This window comes from Plesiocystis pacifica SIR-1, assembly GCF_000170895.1.
Lineage (GTDB): Bacteria > Myxococcota_A > Polyangia > Nannocystales > Nannocystaceae > Plesiocystis > Plesiocystis pacifica.
This window is the reverse complement of sequence record NZ_ABCS01000063.1, coordinates 43,758-61,669: the sequence shown is the minus strand read 5'-3', so window position 1 is coordinate 61,669 and position 17,912 is coordinate 43,758. Positions and strand designations below refer to the sequence as shown.

Sequence of the window (17,912 nt, the reverse complement as noted above, 5' to 3'; positions counted from 1 at the left end):
CCCCCACGCGTGTGAACGACTGGACTGGACTGGATCGGCGCTTCGCCTAGGCGAGCTCGAGCAGGCCGCGGCGGATGGCCTGGACGACGGCCTGGGTCCGCGAGCGCGCGTCGAGCTTGTCGAGCAGCGCGTCGACGTGGAACTTGACCGTGTGCGCCGAGATGCCCAGGCGCTCGCCGATGTTGCGGTTGGACAGGCCGTCGGCGAGGAGCTCGAGGACCTCGCGCTCGCGGGGCGTGAGCAGGTTGTTCTCGGGGGCGCTCGCGGGCTTGTTGGCCACGCGCGGCTCGGGCTTGGCCGGGGCGGGCGTGGGCGCGGGGCTGGCCTCGGGCTCTTCGCCGGGGGACCAGCTGGCCACGAGGGCGTCGCTGGGATCCTCGTCGAGGACGACCAGGCCGAGCTCGGCGGCGAGCACCGAGGCGCGCAGGCGCTGGGTGCCGGCATCGCGGGCGACGAGGGCCCGGACGCCGACGGCGAGCAGGGGCAGGGGATCGACGCCGTCGGGCAAGAGCGCGACGAGGGCAGGGGGCTCACCTTGGACGCTGGCCTCATCGGCGGCGGCGGGCAGGCGCGGCAGCCCGTCCTCTTCCTCGATGGTGTGCGCGTCCCAAATGAGCACGCGAGCCTGGCCGGGGTCATCGACGACGGCGAGCTCGCGGGCAGCGGTGAGGCGAGTGTGGACGGAGGCCTTGACCTTTGGATCGTCGCTGACGATGGCCACCGGGATCGCGGTCAGCGAGGTGGGGGTCAGGGCGGGGGCTTGGGCCAAGGCGGCGTGACGATCGAACATGAGCGGTCTCCTGGATGGGGTGCCAGAGAGTTCGTCTGGGCGACTCTCAAAGTTGCACGCTTCAGAAGAAAGCTGACAAAAGCTGTTCTCTTCCAGCGAATTTGGGTCTAAATCACGGGTCCGAGGATTTTTTTGAGCGGCGTCAACCGCGACACCCTCACCTGAACGCATCCTTGGGAGCGATTCGGGTCCTCGCCAGCGCAGGATCACGCGTGCCACACCAATTCAAGGCCCGGTGCCAGCGAAAAGTTTCAGCGGGCGCCAAAAACAAAGCCCGGCGGACGCCGGGCTGGAGTGGTGGATGCACCACGTGTGATGGAGCGCCTAGGTGCGCAAGATGCCACCGGCCCAGGTCAGCCCGGTGCCAAAAGCCGCCAGCGCGACGTTGGTGCCCTCGGGCATGCGCCCGGCCTCGCGCGCCTCGTGGATGGCCACGGGGATCGAGGCCGCCGACATGTTGCCGTAGCGGTCGACGATCGAGAACATCCGCTCCTTGGGCACCTTCAGCCGGGTGCGGCAGGCCTCCATGATGCGCATGTTGGCCTGGTGGGGGATGAGCAGGCCGATGTCCTCGGTCTTCAGCCCCGCGTCGGCGACGGCCTGGACCCCGGCGGAGGTCATGGCCCGGACGGCGTGCTTGAACACCGCGTTGCCCTGCATGGCGACGGTGTGCAGCTGCTTGGCGACGGTCTCCTCGGTGGCGGGCATCTGGGTGCCGCCGGCGGGCTGATAGAGGATCGGGGCGAGGGTCCCGTCGGCGCCCCAGTTCGAGGACACCAGGCCGCGGTCCTCGTCCGTGGCCTCGATGATCATCGCGCCCGCGCCGTCTCCGAACAGCACGCAGGTGGTCCGGTCCTTCCAGTTGACCACCTTGCTCATGACCTCGGCGCCGACGACCGCCATGCGCTTGCACGAGCCGGCGGTCAGCATGCACGCGGCGACCTCGAGGGCGTAGAGGAAGCCGCTGCAGCCCGCGGCCACGTCGAAGGCCGGCTTGCCCTTGATGTCGAGGCGCTGCTGCACCCAGCAGGCCGTCGACGGGAACATGGTGTCGGCCGAGGAGGTCGCGACGATCAGGGCGTCGAGCTCACCGGGCTCGATGCCCGCCTGCTCGCAGGCGCTGCGCAAGGCGGCCGCGCCGAGGGTCGACGAAGAGGTCTCGTCGTCGGCGATGCGCCGCTCCTTGATGCCCGTACGATCGGTAATCCACTCGTCCGAGGTATCGACCATCTTCTCGAGGTCCGCATTGGTCAGCACTTTTTCGGGGAAGGCCGTACCGGTTGCGAGAATCTTGAATCGCTTCACTTGGTCCACCTCGGCGCACGCGTTCGTGCGCCCACTCGAGGATATACGCAAGTGCCGTCGTCGTTGGCTAGCAGAGCCTCGGGCTTGGACTCACGCGAGGCGCTTCGCGACGCGTGCGATTCGTGCAGGCGACGAGCCGGTACACGCCGTCGCGCAGGGGCGTTCACGGGCCGCTTTTCGCCCTGGCTGAGCCTATCTCGAAGATGCGGCATCGTTGCCCGAGGTGCCCTCGAGGGACGGCGAGTTTCGTTCACGCTGCGGGGTGCAGCGTGCTTCGTCGGGAGAACGCACTTCACTCGAAGATCGTCGATTCAAAGCGCGCGAGATGCCCATAGCGAGCGAATCCAGTTCGCGTGTCCCGAGCCGAAACAACACGGCGGGGAGGCTCGTAGGCTCACCCGTGCCGACCCTCGACGTGTGGTGGAGCTGGGCCCTCGCGGGCCTCGGCGTGGCGGTGGGCCTGGGCGTCTGGGTTCACTACTTTTGGCGCGTTTCCCAAGAGCGCGTCCCCGTGCGCCCGGTCGGCCACGCGGCGGCCATGGTGTTCGCGGGACTGGCCGGCTTGGCGGCCGTGCTCGCGGGCCTGTCCGCGCCGAACCTCGCGTGGGGCCTGCCGTGGCTCGCGCTGGCGCTGGCGCCCGTGTCCGTGGGCAACGCGGCCTTCTTTTTGTGGTTGCTGACCCAGGCGCCGACCCCCGACACGCAGCCGGCCGTCGCGGTGGGCGATCCCTTGCCGGCCTTTGCCGCGACCACCCACGACGGCCGGGCCTTCTCCAGCGCCGAGCTCGAGGGTGATCGCGTGCTGATCAAGTTCTTCCGCGGTCACTGGTGACCCTACTGCTCCGCCGAGTTGCGGCGGTTCGTGGCCATGCAGCCCCACTTCGACAGCCTCGGCGTGCGCGTGGTCGCCCTGTCCCGGGACCCCGTCGATAAGGCGGCCAGGCACTTCGCAGAGGATCGCCTCGACCCGATCACGCTGCTGAGCGACGCCGAGCTGACGGTCATCCGCCGCTTCGGCCTCGAGCACCAAAAGGCGCTGACCGTCACCTCGCCGATGTTCCGCCTGTTCGGCCTGCCGCTCGGCATCCCCCGGGGCTTCGAGAGCATGGCGATCCCGACGACGATCCTCGTCGACGAGCGCGGGGTCATCCAATGGATCGATCAGGCCAGCGACTACCGCCTGCGCAGCGACCAGGCCCGGGTCGACGCCGCCCTGGCCGAGGCCTTCGGCGGCGCGCCTACTTCTTCTTGACCGACTTTTTCTTCTTGGTCTTGCTGCCCTTGCCCTTGCTGTAGGACGAGGCCTTGTACTTCTTGCTGTACTTCTTGCGCTCGGCGGCGGAGCTGCGCGCGTCCTCGATGGAGCTCGCGGCCTCCTCGAGGTCGCTCAGCTGCGAGTCGAGCATCTCGCGGACCTCCTCGCTCTCGGCCTCGTCGCGCAGGGCCTCGAAGTCCGTGCTCGCGCTCTCGAGCAGGCGCTGGGCCTCGGCGAAGTCGCCCTGGTCCACGGCCACGCTCGCGGCCTGAATGTGGCGCGCCGCGGCGACCTCGGCCGCGCGGACGGTGACCTCGGTGCGCTCGGAGGCCCGGGCCTGGGCCGCGTCGTGGGCGACGAGCACGGTGGCCGGGACGGCGAGGCTGCGCATGGGCGCGGGGCCGCCCTCCGTGGCGCCGGTGACCAGGCGGTAGCGGACCTCGACCTCGCCCAGCTCGACGCGCTCGCCGGGGGCCCAGCCGCGCACCTGCTCGGGGTCGAGGCGCAGGTTGACGACGATCTCCCGGGACTGGCCCGCGCCCAGAAAGCCCACGCGGATGGTCGTGTCGCTGCCCGCGACGGTCTGGGTGTAGCCGTAGACCTCGGTCACGTCGGTCCCAGGCAGGGTCGCAAACACGGAGTCGACCTCCGAGGCGACCGTCGCGGTCAGGCCCGCGAGCTCGTCCCCGAGCATGGCGGGGATGGACTCGGCGTCTTCGATGAAGTGGTAGCGCCCGCCGCCCTCGTCGGCGATGCGGGTCATGAGGTCCTCGTTGTAGTCGAGGCCCATGCCGAGGGTCGAGACGCTCACGCCCCCGCCGAAGTGCTCGGCGACCCGGCCCCCGATGACCTCGGGGCGGGTCTCGCCGACGTTGGCGATGCCGTCGGACAGCAAGATCACGTGGCGGAGGCGGTCGTGGCGAGCCTCGGTGCGGGTCTGGGGGCCGAAGGGCTCGGGGGCGGCGAGGCGCTGCAGGCCCATGAACAGCGCCGGGCCCAGGGCCGTGGTGCCGCCGACTTGGATGTCGAGGAGCTGGCGGCGCAGGACTTCGATGCCGTCGTCGTCCACGCGCTGGAGGTTGCTCAGGGGCGTGACGGTGTCGTCGTAGCTGATCAGCGTGACCCGGTCCTGCTCGTCGAGGCGGTTGACCAGGTCGAGGCCCGCCTGCTTGGCGAAGCGCAGCTTGTCGCCGCCCATGCTGCCGGAGCGGTCGAGGACGATGGCCAGGTCCAGGCCCGGGCGCGGGCCCTGCCCCGCCTCGTCGTCGGCGGACAGGCGGATGATCGCCGGCATCTCGAAGGGCTGGCCGGCGTCCTCGGCCACGTGCACGTAGCCGTACTGGCTGATGAACTCGAGGTGGACCGGGCCGTCGTGGGCGCGGACGAACTCGCCGAGGCTGTCGGGGCGCTGGGGCGCTTTGGTCTCGGGTTCTTCGGCCGCGCCGGGCTGAGCGTCGGCCTCGGGCTCGGGCTCGGCGAGGGTCAGCGTGGCGCCCTGGCCCGAGTCGGGTCCTTGGGTGTCGATGGGCGCGGCGTTGGTCGGGGTGCAGGCACACAGCCCGACGAGCGCGGCGAGGGAGGTCAGGGGAGCGCGGGGAGAGGGAGCGGCCACGGCCGAGGTCAACGGACTGTGCTCGGCTTCGGTTTGCACCGTCGGCAGATCGTCAGCGACGTGCGGGCGTGCTGACGAAGTGTCAGGGGCGTTCGCTCCACCCCGTCGAGCTGTCGGGAGCCCGCCGCGCCGGCGCCTGCGGCAGCGCGAAAAAGTGAGTGATGTCGACGACAAAGGCGGGCGCGTGGGCGGGGAACATGGCTTGCAAATCAGGTCCTGCGATGACCGCATCCAGCCGCAAGCGATACAAGACCACCTTCGTCCCCTGGTTCGCCGCCATCGTGCTCGGCGCGACGGCCCACGCCGGCTGGCTCATCCACGAGCTGCGCGATCACGGGGCCGAGCCCGAGCGAGAGGGCGAGGTGCTCGAAGCGAGCGCGACCGCGAAGGTCGAGATCGAGCTGCGGGGGGCGAGCCCCGAGCTGCCGACCGCGTCCACCGAGGCCGAGCTGGCCTGGGGTCCGCCGCCCCGCCAGCGGGTGCGCGCGGGCGGTTGTCAGCAGGTCCTCCGGCCTCCAGAGGACGGCATGGACGCGCTCGACGACACCTTCGCGCCGTGGATCGAGCAGCGCGCTCGCTACCACTACCAGGTCGATCGGCGCCTGCTCGACGGCCTGTCCGTGGCGGACTTCGAGGTCGTCGACGAGCCCAGCGCGGGCGACGAGTTCGACTGGCTGCTCGGTCCCGAGGGCGAGCGCGCGATCATCGAGCTGCGCAACATCCGGGCCGGGACGCCGCTGTTCGCCCTCGGCCTGCGCTCGGGCGATCGCGTGCGCTACGTGAGCCACTGGTCGGGGCGCGTGCGCGAGGGCGTCGAGGTTGGCGTCGAGCGCCGCGGTCGCGCCATCGAGCTGGTCTACGAGGTGGTCTGATCCGCCCACTTGGGGGGCGCCCTGACGAGGGCCGTGCGACCATGCCCGCTCGTCCATGAGCCGCGCCGTCACGCTGATCATCGTGTTGTCGATCTGGGCCCTGTTCCACCTGTGGGTGGCGCGGCGGTTGATCCTGCGGGGGACCGAGTACCCGGTGTGGGCGCGGCGGACCATCGCCGGGGCGGTGGTGGCCATCTACCTCGTGCCGATCCTCGGCTTCCTCGGGCCGCGCATGGGCCTGTTCGACGCCCACCGCGGCGTGTTGCCGTGGGTGGCCTTCGTGTTCATGGGCGTGGGGACCTTGCTGGTCGCGCTGACCATCGCCGTCGACGTGCCGCGGATGATCGCCCAGGCCTCGCTGGCGGTGCGCCGCTATTTGTTCGAGCGCCGCAAGGCCGACGCCGCCGAAGCGGCCGCGGCCAGCGAGGCGCCGAGCTCCATGGATCGCCGGCGCTTTTTCGCCGACGTGGCCAACTACGGCATCGTCGGCGGGGCCGTGGGGCTGAGCTCGGTGGGCTTCGCCGCGGCCCGCCGTGTGCCGCGGGTCGTCGAGGTGGACGTGGCGATCGCCGACCTGCACCCGGACCTCGAGGGCCTGCGCATCGCCCAGCTCAGCGACGTACACGTCGGGCCGACGATCCGCGGGACCTGGCTGGACCAGGTCGTCGAGGCGACCAACGCCCTCGCCCCCGACCTGGTCGCGCTGACCGGAGACTTCGTCGACGGCTTCGTCGAGCAGCTCGGCCCGGAGCTCGGCGGCCTCGGGCGCCTCGAGGCGACCCACGGGGTGTTCTTCGTGACCGGCAACCACGAGTATTACTGGGACGGCCCGGCGTGGTGCGAGCACGTGGCGAGCCTCGGGCCGACGGTGCTGATCAACGAGCACCGCATCGTCGAGCGCGGGGCCGCGCGGCTGCTCGTGGCGGGGGTGCCCGACTTGCACGTCGAGCGCCACGTGCCCAAGCTGCGCTCGGACCCCGCGGCCGCGAAGGCCGACGCCCCCGCCCACGACCTCTCGCTGCTCCTGGCCCACCAGCCGCGCAGCATCTACGCCGCCGCCGAGGCCGGCTTCGACCTTCAGCTCAGCGGCCACACCCACGCGGGCCAGTACTTCCCGGGGAGCCTGCTGATCTACCTGGCCCAACCCTACGTGCGGGGCTTGTCGCGCCACGGCGACTCGCAGATCTACGTGAGCGCGGGGACGGGCTACTGGGGTCCGCCCAACCGCGCGGGCTCGCCCTCGGAGATCACCTTGCTGCGCCTGGTCCGGGCCTGAGCTCGTAACGGGTCGCCGAGGTCCGCGTAGGATGGGCCATGCGAGCGATCTGGAAGGGCAAAGTCTTGGCCGAGAGCGACGACACCGTGGTCGTCGAGGGCAACCACTACTTCCCGCGGGCGTCCCTCGACGCGTCGGCCTTCGAGCCCAGCGAGACCCACACCGTGTGTGGTTGGAAGGGCACGGCGAGCTACCTGACCGCGGTCGTGGACGGCGAGCGCAACGTCGACGCGGCGTGGTTTTATCCCGAGGCCAAGGAGGCCGCCAAGCACATCGAGGGGCGGGTCGCGTTCTGGCGCGGGGTTCAGGTCAGCGAGTAGGCTCGACGCGATGGCCACGACCTACGAGCTCCTCTACTGGCCCGTGCTCCCCGGGCGCGGCGAGTTCCCCCGGTTGATCTTCGAGGACGCCGGGGTCGCCTACGTCGACGTCGGGCGCCTGCCCGAGGAGCAGGGCGGGGGCTTCGAGGCGATCCGCGGGGGCATGGGCGGGCAGGGCGAGGGCTTCCCGGTGTTCGCTCCGCCGATGTTGATCGTCGAGGAGGACGGCCGCCGCGAGCGCATCGCTCAGATGCCCAACATCTGCCACTTCCTCGGCGTGCGCTTTGGCCTGGCTCCGGAGGGCGCGCTCGCCCAGGCCCAGGCGCTGACCTTGATGTTGACCGTCGCGGACGTGACCACCGAGCTCCACGACTGCCACCATCCCCTCGGCAAGGGGCTCTACTACGAGGACCAAAAGGAAGCGGCGGTCGAGCACACCACGGCCTTCGTCCGCGGGCGCCTGCCTCGCTGGCTGCGCTACTTCGAGGCCGTGCTCGAGCGCGGCGACGGGGCGCACTGCATCGGCGGGCGGCACAGCTACGTCGACCTGGCGCTCTTTCAGCTGCTCGAGGGCATCGCGTGGGCGCTGCCGACCGCCTTCGCGCACCACATGGCCGACGCGCCCAAGCTCGCGGCCTTGCGCGAGCGGGTCGCCAAGCGCGAGCGGGTCGCCGCCTACCTGGCCTCGCCCCGGCGCCTGGCCTTCAACGAGCACGGCATCTTTCGGCGCTACCCCGAGCTGGACATCGCGCCAGAGGACTGAGGCGCCTGCTAACATGGCGCGATGCTGCGCCGCGCATGGATGAGCCGCGTCTGCTTTGTTGGGGTCGCGCTGGGGCTGGTCGCCGGCTGCAGCGGCGGGGAGCCCGAGCAGCCGCCCAAGGCGAGCACGGGGCTGGAGACCCCGCCGGCGCCGTCAGAGCTCGCCGAGGCCTCGCTGCCCGAGTCGGGCTGGGTTCGCGTGCCCTGGTCGACGACCCTGTTCACGGCGCCGAGCGAGGCGGCGACCCGCTTCACCATCGCGGGCCCGGACGCGCCGACGGGGCCGGACGTGGGTCCGCGGATCCGCGTGCTCGGCCAGGCCGAGGGCGCCGCGGGCTGGTGGACGGTCGAGCTCGGGAGCTCGCGCGAGACCCCGAACAACTATGAAGTTCCCGGCGCCCAGCTCTACCTCCTGGAGGCCTTCGTGCCGGCCGGGACGGGCGTGGCCGTGCCGGCGCCTGCAGCCGGTGAGCTCCCCGAGCCGCCCGAGACCTCGTCGGAGATCTTCGACGGCCTTGACGGGAACCTCCCGCCGGGCGTGGTCCGGCCGACGGAGGTCGAGGAGGAGCGGCAGATCCCCGCGGGGACGCGCGCGCGCTGGCCCGACGGACGCCCGGCGGGGAGGGCTGCCCTCGTGCACGAGTACTGGACGCCGGGGCGCGCCGTCACGGTCGCGCCGGCCACCGAGGGCGAGGCCCCGCTGGAGCTGAGCTGCTTCACGGCCAGGTTTGGTCCCAAGGGGGGCGGCTCGGGGGAGCTGTGCTTTGCCAAGCAGGCGGTCGTGGCCACGGTGACCGGAGGCGAGAGCGTGTGGGGGGAGCTCATGAAGGGGCCGGACCTCGACGGCAGCGTGTCGATCGGGCACGGGGGCCTCGGCGTGCACGGGGTGGGTCCTTCGAACACGGGGCCGAACTACGGGTCCGGGCTCGGCACGATCGGGATGGGCAACTCGGGGAGCTACGGCGAGGCCGGCCGCGAAGGCGACGCGCCCGCGGACAAGCAGGCCAGCTTTCGCCTGAAGAAGCTCGAGGTCGAGGGCGGCGTCAACGAGGAGGCCGCCAAGCGCCTGCTCCGAAGTCACACCCGGGACTGGCTGGTGTGCCACGTCAACGCCCTCGGGCAGGTCGAGGGCGAGACCTTCACCCTCGAGCTGAAGCTCACCGGCGGCTCCGTGCTCGCCGTCGAGGCCAAGGGCGGCGGCGACCCCGAGGTGCTCGCGTGCCTGCTGCCGCGGGTCAAAAAGAAGTGGCGCTTCATCGGCGAGGGCCTGGGCGCGGTCCGGGTGACCGGCGAGATCGTGCTTCGCTGACACCTGCGCGCCTGGCGGAAGCCGCGAAGATGGCCGCAGCGGGGTCGATTGGCCCAAATCTCGCGGCTGTGGCCGGCCCGCAGACGTCAGCGTTGCCGCCGCTATACTCCGCGCCATGCCGGCTCGAAAGACCCTCCGCATCGTGGCCCTCGGCGTGGGCGTCGTGCTGCTCGGACTCGGCGCGGCCGCGTGGTCGCTGTGGCCCGAGGTCGAGGAGATCCCCGAGGAGCTCGAGGCCATCGAGGCCGAGGTCAGCATCCCGAACCTCGAGCTGCCCGCCCAGGGGCCCATGGAGGCCGTGCGCCTCGGCGACCTGCAGGGCAAGAAGGTCGTGCTGCTCATCGAGGGGCGCGAGAGCATGAGCGGCGGCGAGGGCAAGCTGATCCACCGCGCCATGCACCGCTGGCAGATGCCCGAGGACGTGGTGGTCTACTCCGTGGGCGACGCCCCGGCGGGGGCGGTGGTGATGCGCAGCAAGATCGAGCGCGAGTTCGTCGGCCCGATGCGCGCCGAGATGCGCTGGCCGATCTACATCGACTACGGCGGCGCCCTGACCACGGCCTTCAACTTGCCCAAGGGGCACCTGGGCCTGGTCGTGCTCGACGAGCAGGGCGAGGTCGCGATGCGCCACGCCGGCGACCTCGACGAGGCCGCGCTGGCCGAGCTGGGGACCTTGCTGGGGGCGAAGGAGCCCGAGCCGGGCCCGCCCGCGCCGGCTTTTTCCGTGGGCGGGCTCGACGACGCGGGCTGCCGCGAGCGCGACTGCGTGCTCGTGTTCCTCGATCGCAAGGTCGCCCGCAGCGAGATCCCCGGGCTCGAGGACGGCGGCTTCGAGGGGGACATGCAGGAGTCCTTCGAGCAGATCGCCAAGCCCTCGGTGCGCCTGGCTCGGCTGCTGACCGCGGACTGGGGGCCGGACGAGCGCGCAAAGATCGGCGGCGTGGTCATCGGCGAGGCGGACGGCTGGGAGGTCGAGGGCTGGCCGCTCGTGGCCCCCGACGCCGAAGGGGCCGCGGAGGCCCGGGCGGCCTTCGAGGTGGGCGAGGAGGCCGGGATGGTCGTGCTCGCCGACGGGGGCCGGGTGAGCATGGCCGAGCGCGGGCTCATCCCCTTTTGGAAGATGATGCTCGCCGCTGACATCCTGGGCGTGGAGCCCAAGGAGTACGGCGAGGGCAAGGGCAAGGGCGAGGACGAGGGCGACTGAGCCCCGCTCGTCCAGGTTCTCAATCGAAGCGCAGATCGTCGATGCGCAGCTCGAGGGGCCCGGCCTTGGTGGCGCCCACGAACAGCGCCGTGGCGTCCCAGAGCTCCACGCCAAAGTCCGCGAACTCGAGCTCGACGCGGGTCCACGCCTCGGGGTCGTCTCCGAGCTCGAAGCTCTGGGTCGCGCCCATGCCCCCGCGGTGCTGGGTGAACAGCATCACGGCGTAGCGGCCGGGGGCGCCCCGGGCCCAAAAGCTCAGCTTGGTGAAGGAGCTGAGGTTGGCGGGTTTTTGGATCACCCAGCTCGCGCCGGCCCAAGCCGGCGCGCCTTCGGGCTGGACGACCTCGCCGCGCATGTCGAGGGCGCCCATGCTGCCCTCGGCGCCCTTCATGCGCCGGAGGGTCACCGTCGAGCTCCCGCCCATGAGCTGGTCCGTGGACGGGCTCCACGCGCCAAAGCGGGCGTTCAGGCCGTCGCGGTCGCCGTCATCCTCGAAGTCCGAGACCAGGCCCGACTCGCTGCCGGGGGGCGGCGGGGCCTCTTGGAAGGCGCGGAGCGTGGCGCGGCGCTCGGCGACGGCCTCGCGGCGGGCGTCGAGGTCGACGGCATGCCCGGCCTTCCAGACCCCGACGACCGCGCGCGCGGCCGCGATGTCAGCCAGCGGATCGCCCTCGACCAGGACCAGGTCCGCGCGCAGGCCCGCCTGGACGCGGCCGCGGTCGTCGAGGCCAAAGCGCCGCGCCGGGACCTCCGTGGCGCTGCGCAGGGCGGCGATGGGCTCGAGGCCAGCTTGGACCCACAGCGCCAGCTCGACGTGCATGCCCAGGCCGTGCTCGAGGCCGAAGTTGGGCGCGTCGGTGCTCGCCAGCAAGTCGACGCCGGCCTCGTGGAGGCGGCGCAGGTTGGCATCGAGGGCGCCGCAGTCGAGGCCGCTGCCCGCCATCCCGCGCACGCCCTCGCGCATGGCGATCACGCGCTGGGGATCGGCGAGCTCGAGCAGGGCCTCGTCCTCGAGCAGCGCGACGATGTGGGGGTCCGCGCAGGCCATGTGCATGACCGCGAGGGTGTCCGTGACGAAGGCCTGGCGCTCGACGGCCAGGTCGAGGAAGGCCTGATCGGCCTCGGCGTCGAAGAACAGGTGCGCCAGGCCGTCCGCCCCCGCGCTCAGGGCCGTGCGCGCGGCCTCGAGGTCGGAGACGTGGACCACCGCGCGCAGGCCCGCGGCGTGGGCGGCCTCGATGAGGGCGGTCAGCGTGGCCTCGTCGAGGACGGCGAAGGGGCGGCCGACGGCGTGCCCGTCGTCGTAGATGATCTTGATCCAGTCGACGCCCGCGTCGACGCGGTCGCGCGTCCAGCCCTCGACCTCGCCGACCGAGGACACCGTGGGGATCTCGACGCCGTACTCCGTCCCGTGGCCCCCCGGCGGCGTGGCGCAGACCCCCGCCGAGCGCAGGTCCGCGTGGTCGAGGAGCCGCCCCTTGGCCTGCTGGCGCTTGATCATGGTCATGGAGCGCTCGGACATGAACTGGTCGAGCTCGGTGGTCACGCCCAGGACCATGGCGCGCTGGAGGTCGGCCGCGCTGGTGACGTGGACGTGGGCGTCGATGAGCCCGGGCATCAAGGTCATGGCGCCGGCCTTGCCGTCGATGCGCTGGACGCCGGCGGCCTCGGGCGCCTCGGGCAGCAGGGCCTCGCCGACGTGGCGGATGGTCTCGCCCTCGACGACCACGTCCTGGATCCCGAGGTCGCGCTCACCGTCGAACACGCGCACGTCGTCGAACACCAGGGCCGGCCCCTCGACGCGGTAGGGGAGCGCCGGGCCGCTGTCTTTGGGCGCCTCGGAGGGCTTGTCGCACGCGAGGGCGCCGAGCAGTGGGGCGAGCACCCAGAGGGTCGAGGGCTTCGTCATCCCGCGCAGACTAGCAGCGCCCCGTGGCTCTCCCGGTCTTCGGGCTCGGTCGTGGACGACAACGCCCCGCCTTCCCGACCCTCTCAGCCCCTCAACCTTGGCTACGGTCGAGCACGCAAAAAGCGTGCACGCCCTCGTCGGCCTTGGCGACGGCTTCGGGCAGGTAGACGGCGCGAGAGAACACGTAGACGTGATCCTTGCCCGTGCCGTGCTTGCGGGCGAGGGTCGCGGACCAGTAGCGCTCCTCGCCCAGCATTCGAGCCTTGCGCAGGGCCTTGAGCTCGTTGAGGGTCGGCATTCGCCAGCCGCGGACGCCCTGGAAGCGCTTGTTCCGGCACAGGTTCGCGGCGCTCATCCAGGTCGAGGGGCCCTCGTCGGGGGCGATGACGAGGAGGTTGAGGGACTGGAGCTCGCCCTTGGCGATGGCGGCCGCGAGCACGTCGGCGTCTTCGCTGCTGGGGGCGGGCGCGGGCTCGGGCTGCTCGAGGGCGGCCGTCTCCTCCGCGTCGGCGGGCTCGGCTGTGTCCTCGGCTTGGGCGGGCTCGGCCTCGGCCGCTCCCGAGCTGTCGGACTCGTCGGAGCCCGCGGCCTCGCCGGCTTGTATCGCGGCGCCGTCTTCCGTCGCGGCGGGCTCGTCCGCGCCCGAGTCCGACTCGTTCGGCACTTCCTCGGTCTTGGTCGTCAGCGCCTTGCCCGGCGCCTTGTCATCTCCGGCCACCGTGGGGGGGGCGCCCTGTTTGGCGCGCGGCTGCGCGGCGGCGCCCGAGCGCGTGGTTTCGGTGTCCGAGTCGTCCCCGCCCAGGTCCGGACCGATGAGGGCGAACACGGCGAGCAGCAAGAAGGCGATGCCCGCGAAGCCAGCGATGAACCAGCTTCCGCTGCCGCGCCGCTCTCGGGCGAGGCGGCGCTTGGCCTGCTCGATGCGCGGGCGCTTGGGCGCGTCGGGGAGCTTGTCTCGCGCGGCGCGGGCGGCCTCGAGCTTGTCGCGGCGCTCGGCGAGCTTGGCCTCGAGGGTCTCGGAGGCTTCCTTGGCGCGGGCGCGCTCTTTGCGATTGCGGACGGTCACGCGCTGCGTCGGCGGGGGCTCGGCGTCGGTCCCGATCGCGTCGATGGTGGTGACGCCGACGACGTCGCGCAGGCGGAGGATGCTCGACTCGCTCGCGCCGGTCTGGATCGCCCCCCGACTCATGCTCTCGTCGGACTGGTTGCGCTGGGCCATGGCGATGGCCGAGTTGATCGCCTCGACCATGCGCAGCGGCTCCTCGGGATCGAGGGACAGGCCGATGAGCGCGTGGCGAGGGCCCTTGCGCGCGTTGTGGATGCCGACCAGGCGGCGGTACTCGGCGTTGCCCAGGGCCGCGCTCTGGCAGATCACGAACACGCACGCGCCGGCCTCTTCGTCGATCGCCGAGCCGAGCAGGAAGGGATCCTCCGCGACGCCTTCAACCAAATTCGTCCACACGCCCTCGGACTCGAGGCGTTCGACGACGGGTTGGATGAGAGCGGTGTCCGCCCGTGCACAACACAGGGTCACCGCGATGTCCTGGCCTGCGGGGAACATGCTGGGACGCGCTGTCAGAAACATATACCGAATCTCGACGAGTGCACACGCAGGTTGAGGTCCGTCGTGCTTTGTACTTTTCGCCAGTGCTCACATGCGAGATCTCGACAGTTTGCGGTGCGGCCCCGCCCGTCGGTTCGTCCGCAGCGCTGGAATTGACGAGCGCCGCGGAGGCTCGACCTGCGCGCGCCATTCCACGCACCCTGCGCTCGGGCCGGCCGCTGGGTGGGCATGCATCGTCGACCCCGAGCGGGTGACCGGTGTTCCCAACCCGCGTCGCAGGCCGCGTCGGTGGGCCCTCAGCTGGCGTCGCCGCGACCTTTGCTGGGATTGGTGAGGTCTGAAACAATGGCTCCATCGTGCCGCGACCGCCCAAATCTCGAGCCTTCGACCCAACCACCTTGACGGTCGGCATGCTCGGCAGCTGGGAGGGACTCGACCCCTGGGAGGCGCAGGAGCTGTTCGGCGTGGTCGTGCGCCAGCAGTGCTTCGAGAGCCTCTATCGCCGGGTCGAGGGCGAGCTGCGCCATGACCCACGATTCCTCGCGCAGCCCGTGCGAATGGAGACCATGGGGCTCAACGGCAAGCCGCGCTACACCACGCGCCTGGCCGAGGGCCTGCGCTTCTCCGACGGGCGCCCGGTCCAGCCGGAGGACGTCGCGCGCTCGCTGGGCCGGGTCGCGACCCTGCGCGAGGTCACGCGCATCAAGGCGGCGGGCTCGGGGCGGGTGCAGTTCTCGACCCTCGTCGACGACGTCGACATCGAATTTCAGCTCGCGCAGATCTGGAGCATCATCGGCAAGCGAGGCGCGGGCTTTTGGGTCGGCACCGGGCCCTACATGATCGCCGAGGAGAGCCAGGGCGCGAGCGGTGAGGTGTTGATCCTGACCCGCAACCCCCACTGGGAGCCGGGCGATCGCCGCAAGCCGACCATCGAGCGCATCGCCTTCCGGGTCTACCCCGTCGACGAGCGCGGGCGACCGACGGCGCTGCGCGAGGCCGTCGAGTCTGGGGAGGTCGACTTCACCCTGATGCTCCCCCGCGACGTCGCCAAGGGCCTGCAGGGCGTGCGCAAGGTCTACCAGCCCGGGCAGAGCACGGCCTTTTTGTCGTTCAACTGCGAGCGTCGATCCTTGCGCAACGCCGCGGTCCGGCGGGCGCTGTCGTCGGCCATCGACCCCTGGCAGGTCGCGCGGGTGTGCCACGACAACCCGGCGGCCTTCGCCGCCCGCGGGGTGCTGCCGCCGGCGATGGCCCCGACCGAGCGCAGCTTGCCCAAGTACGGCGCCGAGACGGCGGCCGCGGCCCTCGCCGAGATCCCCGACCGACCCACGCGCCTGAAGATGCTGACGGTGTGGGGGCCGCGGCCTTACCTCCCCGCGCCGGCAGAGGTCGCGGCGGTGCTCGTCGAGCAGTTCGAGGCCGTCGGCGTGAAGGTCGAGGTCGAACGAGCGGCGAGCCCCCAGGCCTTCTTCGAGGCGGTCCGGCGCGGCCACCACGACCTCATCTTGTCGGGGCACATCGCCGAGAACCCCGACCCCGTCGACTTCCTCGCGGCCTTGCTCTCGTCCAAGCGCAGCGCCGCCGTCGACGCGGCGATGGCCAGCTCGACCAACATCGGCCGCTTCCGCGACCCGGACATGGATCGCGCCCTGGCTCGGGCGCGCGCTGACGCGACGCAGATCGCCGGGGTCAACCAGCGCTTCGAGGAGTGCTGCCCCCTCGTCCCGCTGATGTACGGCGCGAGCGTGGCCGTGCACGGCTGGCACGTCCGCGACTTCGATCTGGGCGCCCAGGGGATCCCCTACTTCGCGGACCTGTCCATCGGCTAGGTCCGCGAAGCCTGGGGGGTCGCGATCAGGGCGCGGGCGGGGGGCACTCCATGGTGTTCGAGTCCTCGGCCGTACACAGGAAGTCGCAGTCCGGGATCCCGCAGGGGTAGCAGCAGTGCAGCCCCGTCGCGCAGGGCTCTTGCAGGCCGGGGTCGCAGGTGTCGCCCTCGACGGGGCGCCCGACGGAGGTCAGGTGGAGGCGGTAGCCGAAGGTGCTCTCGATCTCGGGCAGGCAGTCCCGGTGGCCCCCCGTCACCTGGAAGGCGCGGTCGACCCACATGCGCAGCTCGGGGACGGGCACGGGCAAGTTGTCGAAGGTGATCTCGCCGTAGTCGCTGTCGCCGACCTCGAGCTCCTGGCCCTCGAAGCTCACGCCGAGGGTCTCCGCGGCGAGGAACAGGCAGCCGTCGTCGTGGGGCTCGCAGGCGTCGACGGGGGCCAGCCCCCAGGGCAGCGGGAAGTAGGCGTCGTCGGGCGCCAGGGTCCCGCCGTAGATCACAAAGCGGCTCGCGTCGCGCTCGGGGTAGTCGATGCGCATCCAGGTCTCGGCGGTCATGCTCGTGTGCAGCCACAGGGCGACGGGATCGCCGACCGTGCCGAGGGGCTCGATCGCGGGGCTGCCCGACATCGAGAGCTCGAGGGTGCCGCTGAAGCAGTCGAGCACGAGCTGGAGCCCGTCGTCCTCGTTGACCTCGGCGATGGTGCAGCCCTCGTCGAGGGTGGTCTGCCCGACGGACTGCCCGTCGAGGCCGATCTCGAACTGGAACAGGCCGTCGTCGACGGGGACGCAGCCCTCGCCACCGCCGGTCGTGGTGTCCTCCGTGCTCGCGTCCTCTTCTGTGCTGGCGTCTTCTTCGCTGCTGTCGGTGTCCGTGGTCTCGCCGTCCTCGGTCCCGTCGGTGCCCGTGCTCGCGTCGTCTTCGCTGGTGTCCGTGGTGGCGTCGTCCTCGCTCGCGTCGGTCGTGTCCTGGCCGTCGCTGGCGTCGTCGCCACCCACGGGCGGGTAGCCGACGACGCAGGCGGCTCCCACGAGCGCGGTGGCGAAGGCGAGACCGTAGGTCGGTGTCCTCATGTTCATGCTTGGCTAGTTCGCTTTCCGGGCGTCGTGCCCTCGGCTCAGCCATGTCCAGCTTGGTCGGCTTTCGTCATCCGCGCTTCGAGCTCGGGGCAGGCGTGGAGCATGCGGTCGACGAGCGGCGAGCTCGGGCGGCGCTCGATGAAGCTGCGGGCGCGCGTCGTCGCGGCGTCGAGTTGGCCGCGCTCGCAGTCCGCGAGGGTCCACAGCAGCTCGCGCTCGTCGGCCAGCAAGCCCTCGGGGAACTCGCGGGCGTGGGCCTCGAGCCGCTCGATGACGGCGCGGGGTCCCTCGGCCGCGCGGGCGGCCTCGATGAGCGCGAGCTCGGCCGCGACCGCGTCCGCGTTGGCCGAGGTGCCCGAGTCCTCCGGGGCCGTTCGCGGCGGCGTGCTTGCCTTCGCGTTTCCATGGACCGAGGCGGGCGGCCGTTCGGACTCATCGGCGACGGGCTGGCTCGATGGGGCGGCGTCGACGGGCGCCTCGGTGGGCGTCAAAGCGGGAGCCGTGGCGGGTGGCGGGGCCTCGGCGCGGGCGCTCCGGGCCGGGCTCGGAGCGGGCGAGGGGCCCAGCAAGACCGCGCCGAGGCGCAGGGCGCCGAGGCCCAGGGCTGTGAGCGTCGCGGTCGCGAGGACGATCTTCGCCGCGTAGAGGGGCCCCGCTCCTGCCCCGCCGCTCCCGGCTCCGCCCTGGGGTCCGGCCCCGTCCGAGCCCCCGCCGTCAGGCGTCCCGCCCACGGTGGCCTCGAGCTGGGCGAGGATCCGATCCTCGGCGCCCATCCGGGGCTCTCGACGCGCCCGCAAGAGCTCCACGCTGCGCGTCATTCGGGCTTC

At 71.7% G+C, this 17,912-nt stretch carries 15 protein-coding genes and 1 pseudogene; 9 read left to right on the top strand and 7 right to left on the bottom strand.

Annotated features, from left to right (window positions below):
- Positions 1 to 46: 46 nt before the first annotated feature.
- The gene (locus PPSIR1_RS50850) at positions 47 to 790 is read right to left on the bottom strand and encodes a helix-turn-helix transcriptional regulator (RefSeq protein WP_006974344.1); all 744 of its coding nucleotides are present in this window, start codon (positions 788 to 790) and stop codon (positions 47 to 49) included.
- Between the two features lie 324 nt (positions 791 to 1,114).
- Entirely contained in the window at positions 1,115 to 2,104 is a 990-nt protein-coding gene (locus PPSIR1_RS26850) for a beta-ketoacyl-ACP synthase III (protein WP_006974343.1), read from the bottom strand.
- A gap of 391 nt (positions 2,105 to 2,495) precedes the next feature.
- On the opposite strand from PPSIR1_RS26850, the gene PPSIR1_RS26845 reads away from it, so the two are divergent.
- Both PPSIR1_RS26845 and PPSIR1_RS26840 read left to right on the top strand, forming a co-directional pair.
- Positions 2,496 to 2,927 carry a hypothetical protein gene (locus PPSIR1_RS26845; protein ID WP_006974342.1) on the top strand — a complete coding sequence of 144 codons (432 nt, stop codon included), beginning with the start codon at positions 2,496 to 2,498 and terminating at the stop codon, positions 2,925 to 2,927.
- Positions 2,928 to 2,939: 12 nt separating this feature from the next.
- Positions 2,940 to 3,347: pseudogene (locus PPSIR1_RS26840) on the top strand (redoxin domain-containing protein); the annotation flags it as partial.
- On the opposite strand, the gene PPSIR1_RS26835 reads toward PPSIR1_RS26840, so the two are convergent.
- Positions 3,334 to 4,962 carry a vWA domain-containing protein gene (locus tag PPSIR1_RS26835; protein ID WP_045116811.1) on the bottom strand — a complete coding sequence of 543 codons (1,629 nt, stop codon included), beginning with the start codon at positions 4,960 to 4,962 and terminating at the stop codon, positions 3,334 to 3,336. The pseudogene PPSIR1_RS26840 and the gene PPSIR1_RS26835 overlap by 14 nt on opposite strands.
- A 221-nt stretch (positions 4,963 to 5,183) precedes the next feature.
- On the opposite strand from PPSIR1_RS26835, the gene PPSIR1_RS26825 reads away from it, so the two are divergent.
- From PPSIR1_RS26825 to PPSIR1_RS26800, 6 genes are all read left to right on the top strand, one after another.
- Positions 5,184 to 5,834 (top strand): hypothetical protein, encoded by a 651-nt coding sequence (locus PPSIR1_RS26825; protein ID WP_157596027.1) that lies wholly within the window; start codon positions 5,184 to 5,186, stop codon positions 5,832 to 5,834.
- A 55-nt stretch (positions 5,835 to 5,889) separates the two neighbouring features.
- Positions 5,890 to 7,110, top strand: a complete 1,221-nt coding sequence (locus PPSIR1_RS26820) for a metallophosphoesterase (protein WP_006974337.1) — start codon at positions 5,890 to 5,892, stop codon at positions 7,108 to 7,110.
- 38 nt (positions 7,111 to 7,148) lie between these two features.
- Positions 7,149 to 7,430 carry a DUF427 domain-containing protein gene (locus PPSIR1_RS26815; RefSeq protein WP_006974336.1) on the top strand — a complete coding sequence of 94 codons (282 nt, stop codon included), beginning with the start codon at positions 7,149 to 7,151 and terminating at the stop codon, positions 7,428 to 7,430.
- A gap of 10 nt (positions 7,431 to 7,440) precedes the next feature.
- Complete coding sequence (locus tag PPSIR1_RS26810; protein WP_006974335.1) at positions 7,441 to 8,193, top strand: glutathione S-transferase; 753 nt, start codon at positions 7,441 to 7,443, stop codon at positions 8,191 to 8,193.
- A 21-nt stretch (positions 8,194 to 8,214) separates the two neighbouring features.
- Positions 8,215 to 9,501, top strand: coding sequence for a hypothetical protein (locus tag PPSIR1_RS26805; protein ID WP_045116810.1), 1,287 nt, complete (start codon positions 8,215 to 8,217; stop codon positions 9,499 to 9,501).
- Between the two features lie 115 nt (positions 9,502 to 9,616).
- A complete protein-coding gene (locus tag PPSIR1_RS26800; RefSeq protein ID WP_006974333.1) occupies positions 9,617 to 10,705 on the top strand; it encodes a TlpA family protein disulfide reductase in 1,089 nt (362 codons plus the stop codon).
- Between the two features lie 19 nt (positions 10,706 to 10,724).
- On the opposite strand, the gene PPSIR1_RS43890 is transcribed toward PPSIR1_RS26800, so the two are convergent.
- Complete coding sequence (locus PPSIR1_RS43890; protein ID WP_006974332.1) at positions 10,725 to 12,614, bottom strand: CIA30 family protein; 1,890 nt, start codon at positions 12,612 to 12,614, stop codon at positions 10,725 to 10,727.
- Positions 12,615 to 12,705: 91 nt separating this feature from the next.
- On the bottom strand, positions 12,706 to 14,199 hold the full coding sequence (locus PPSIR1_RS26790) for a hypothetical protein (protein ID WP_157596026.1): 1,494 nt from the start codon (positions 14,197 to 14,199) through the stop codon (positions 12,706 to 12,708).
- Between the two features lie 335 nt (positions 14,200 to 14,534).
- Between PPSIR1_RS26790 and PPSIR1_RS26785 the strand changes: the two genes are divergently transcribed.
- Positions 14,535 to 16,007 (top strand): ABC transporter substrate-binding protein, encoded by a 1,473-nt coding sequence (locus PPSIR1_RS26785; RefSeq protein WP_157596025.1) that lies wholly within the window; start codon positions 14,535 to 14,537, stop codon positions 16,005 to 16,007.
- Between the two features lie 25 nt (positions 16,008 to 16,032).
- Here PPSIR1_RS26785 and PPSIR1_RS26780 read toward each other — a convergent pair whose 3' ends face one another.
- Together PPSIR1_RS26780 and PPSIR1_RS26775 are read right to left on the bottom strand one after the other, a co-directional pair.
- Positions 16,033 to 17,079, bottom strand: coding sequence for a hypothetical protein (locus tag PPSIR1_RS26780; protein ID WP_157596024.1), 1,047 nt, complete (start codon positions 17,077 to 17,079; stop codon positions 16,033 to 16,035).
- Positions 17,080 to 17,123: 44 nt separating this feature from the next.
- Positions 17,124 to 17,903: a hypothetical protein gene (locus PPSIR1_RS26775; RefSeq protein WP_006974328.1), complete on the bottom strand. Its 780-nt coding sequence runs from the start codon at positions 17,901 to 17,903 to the stop codon at positions 17,124 to 17,126.
- Positions 17,904 to 17,912: the final 9 nt, after the last annotated feature.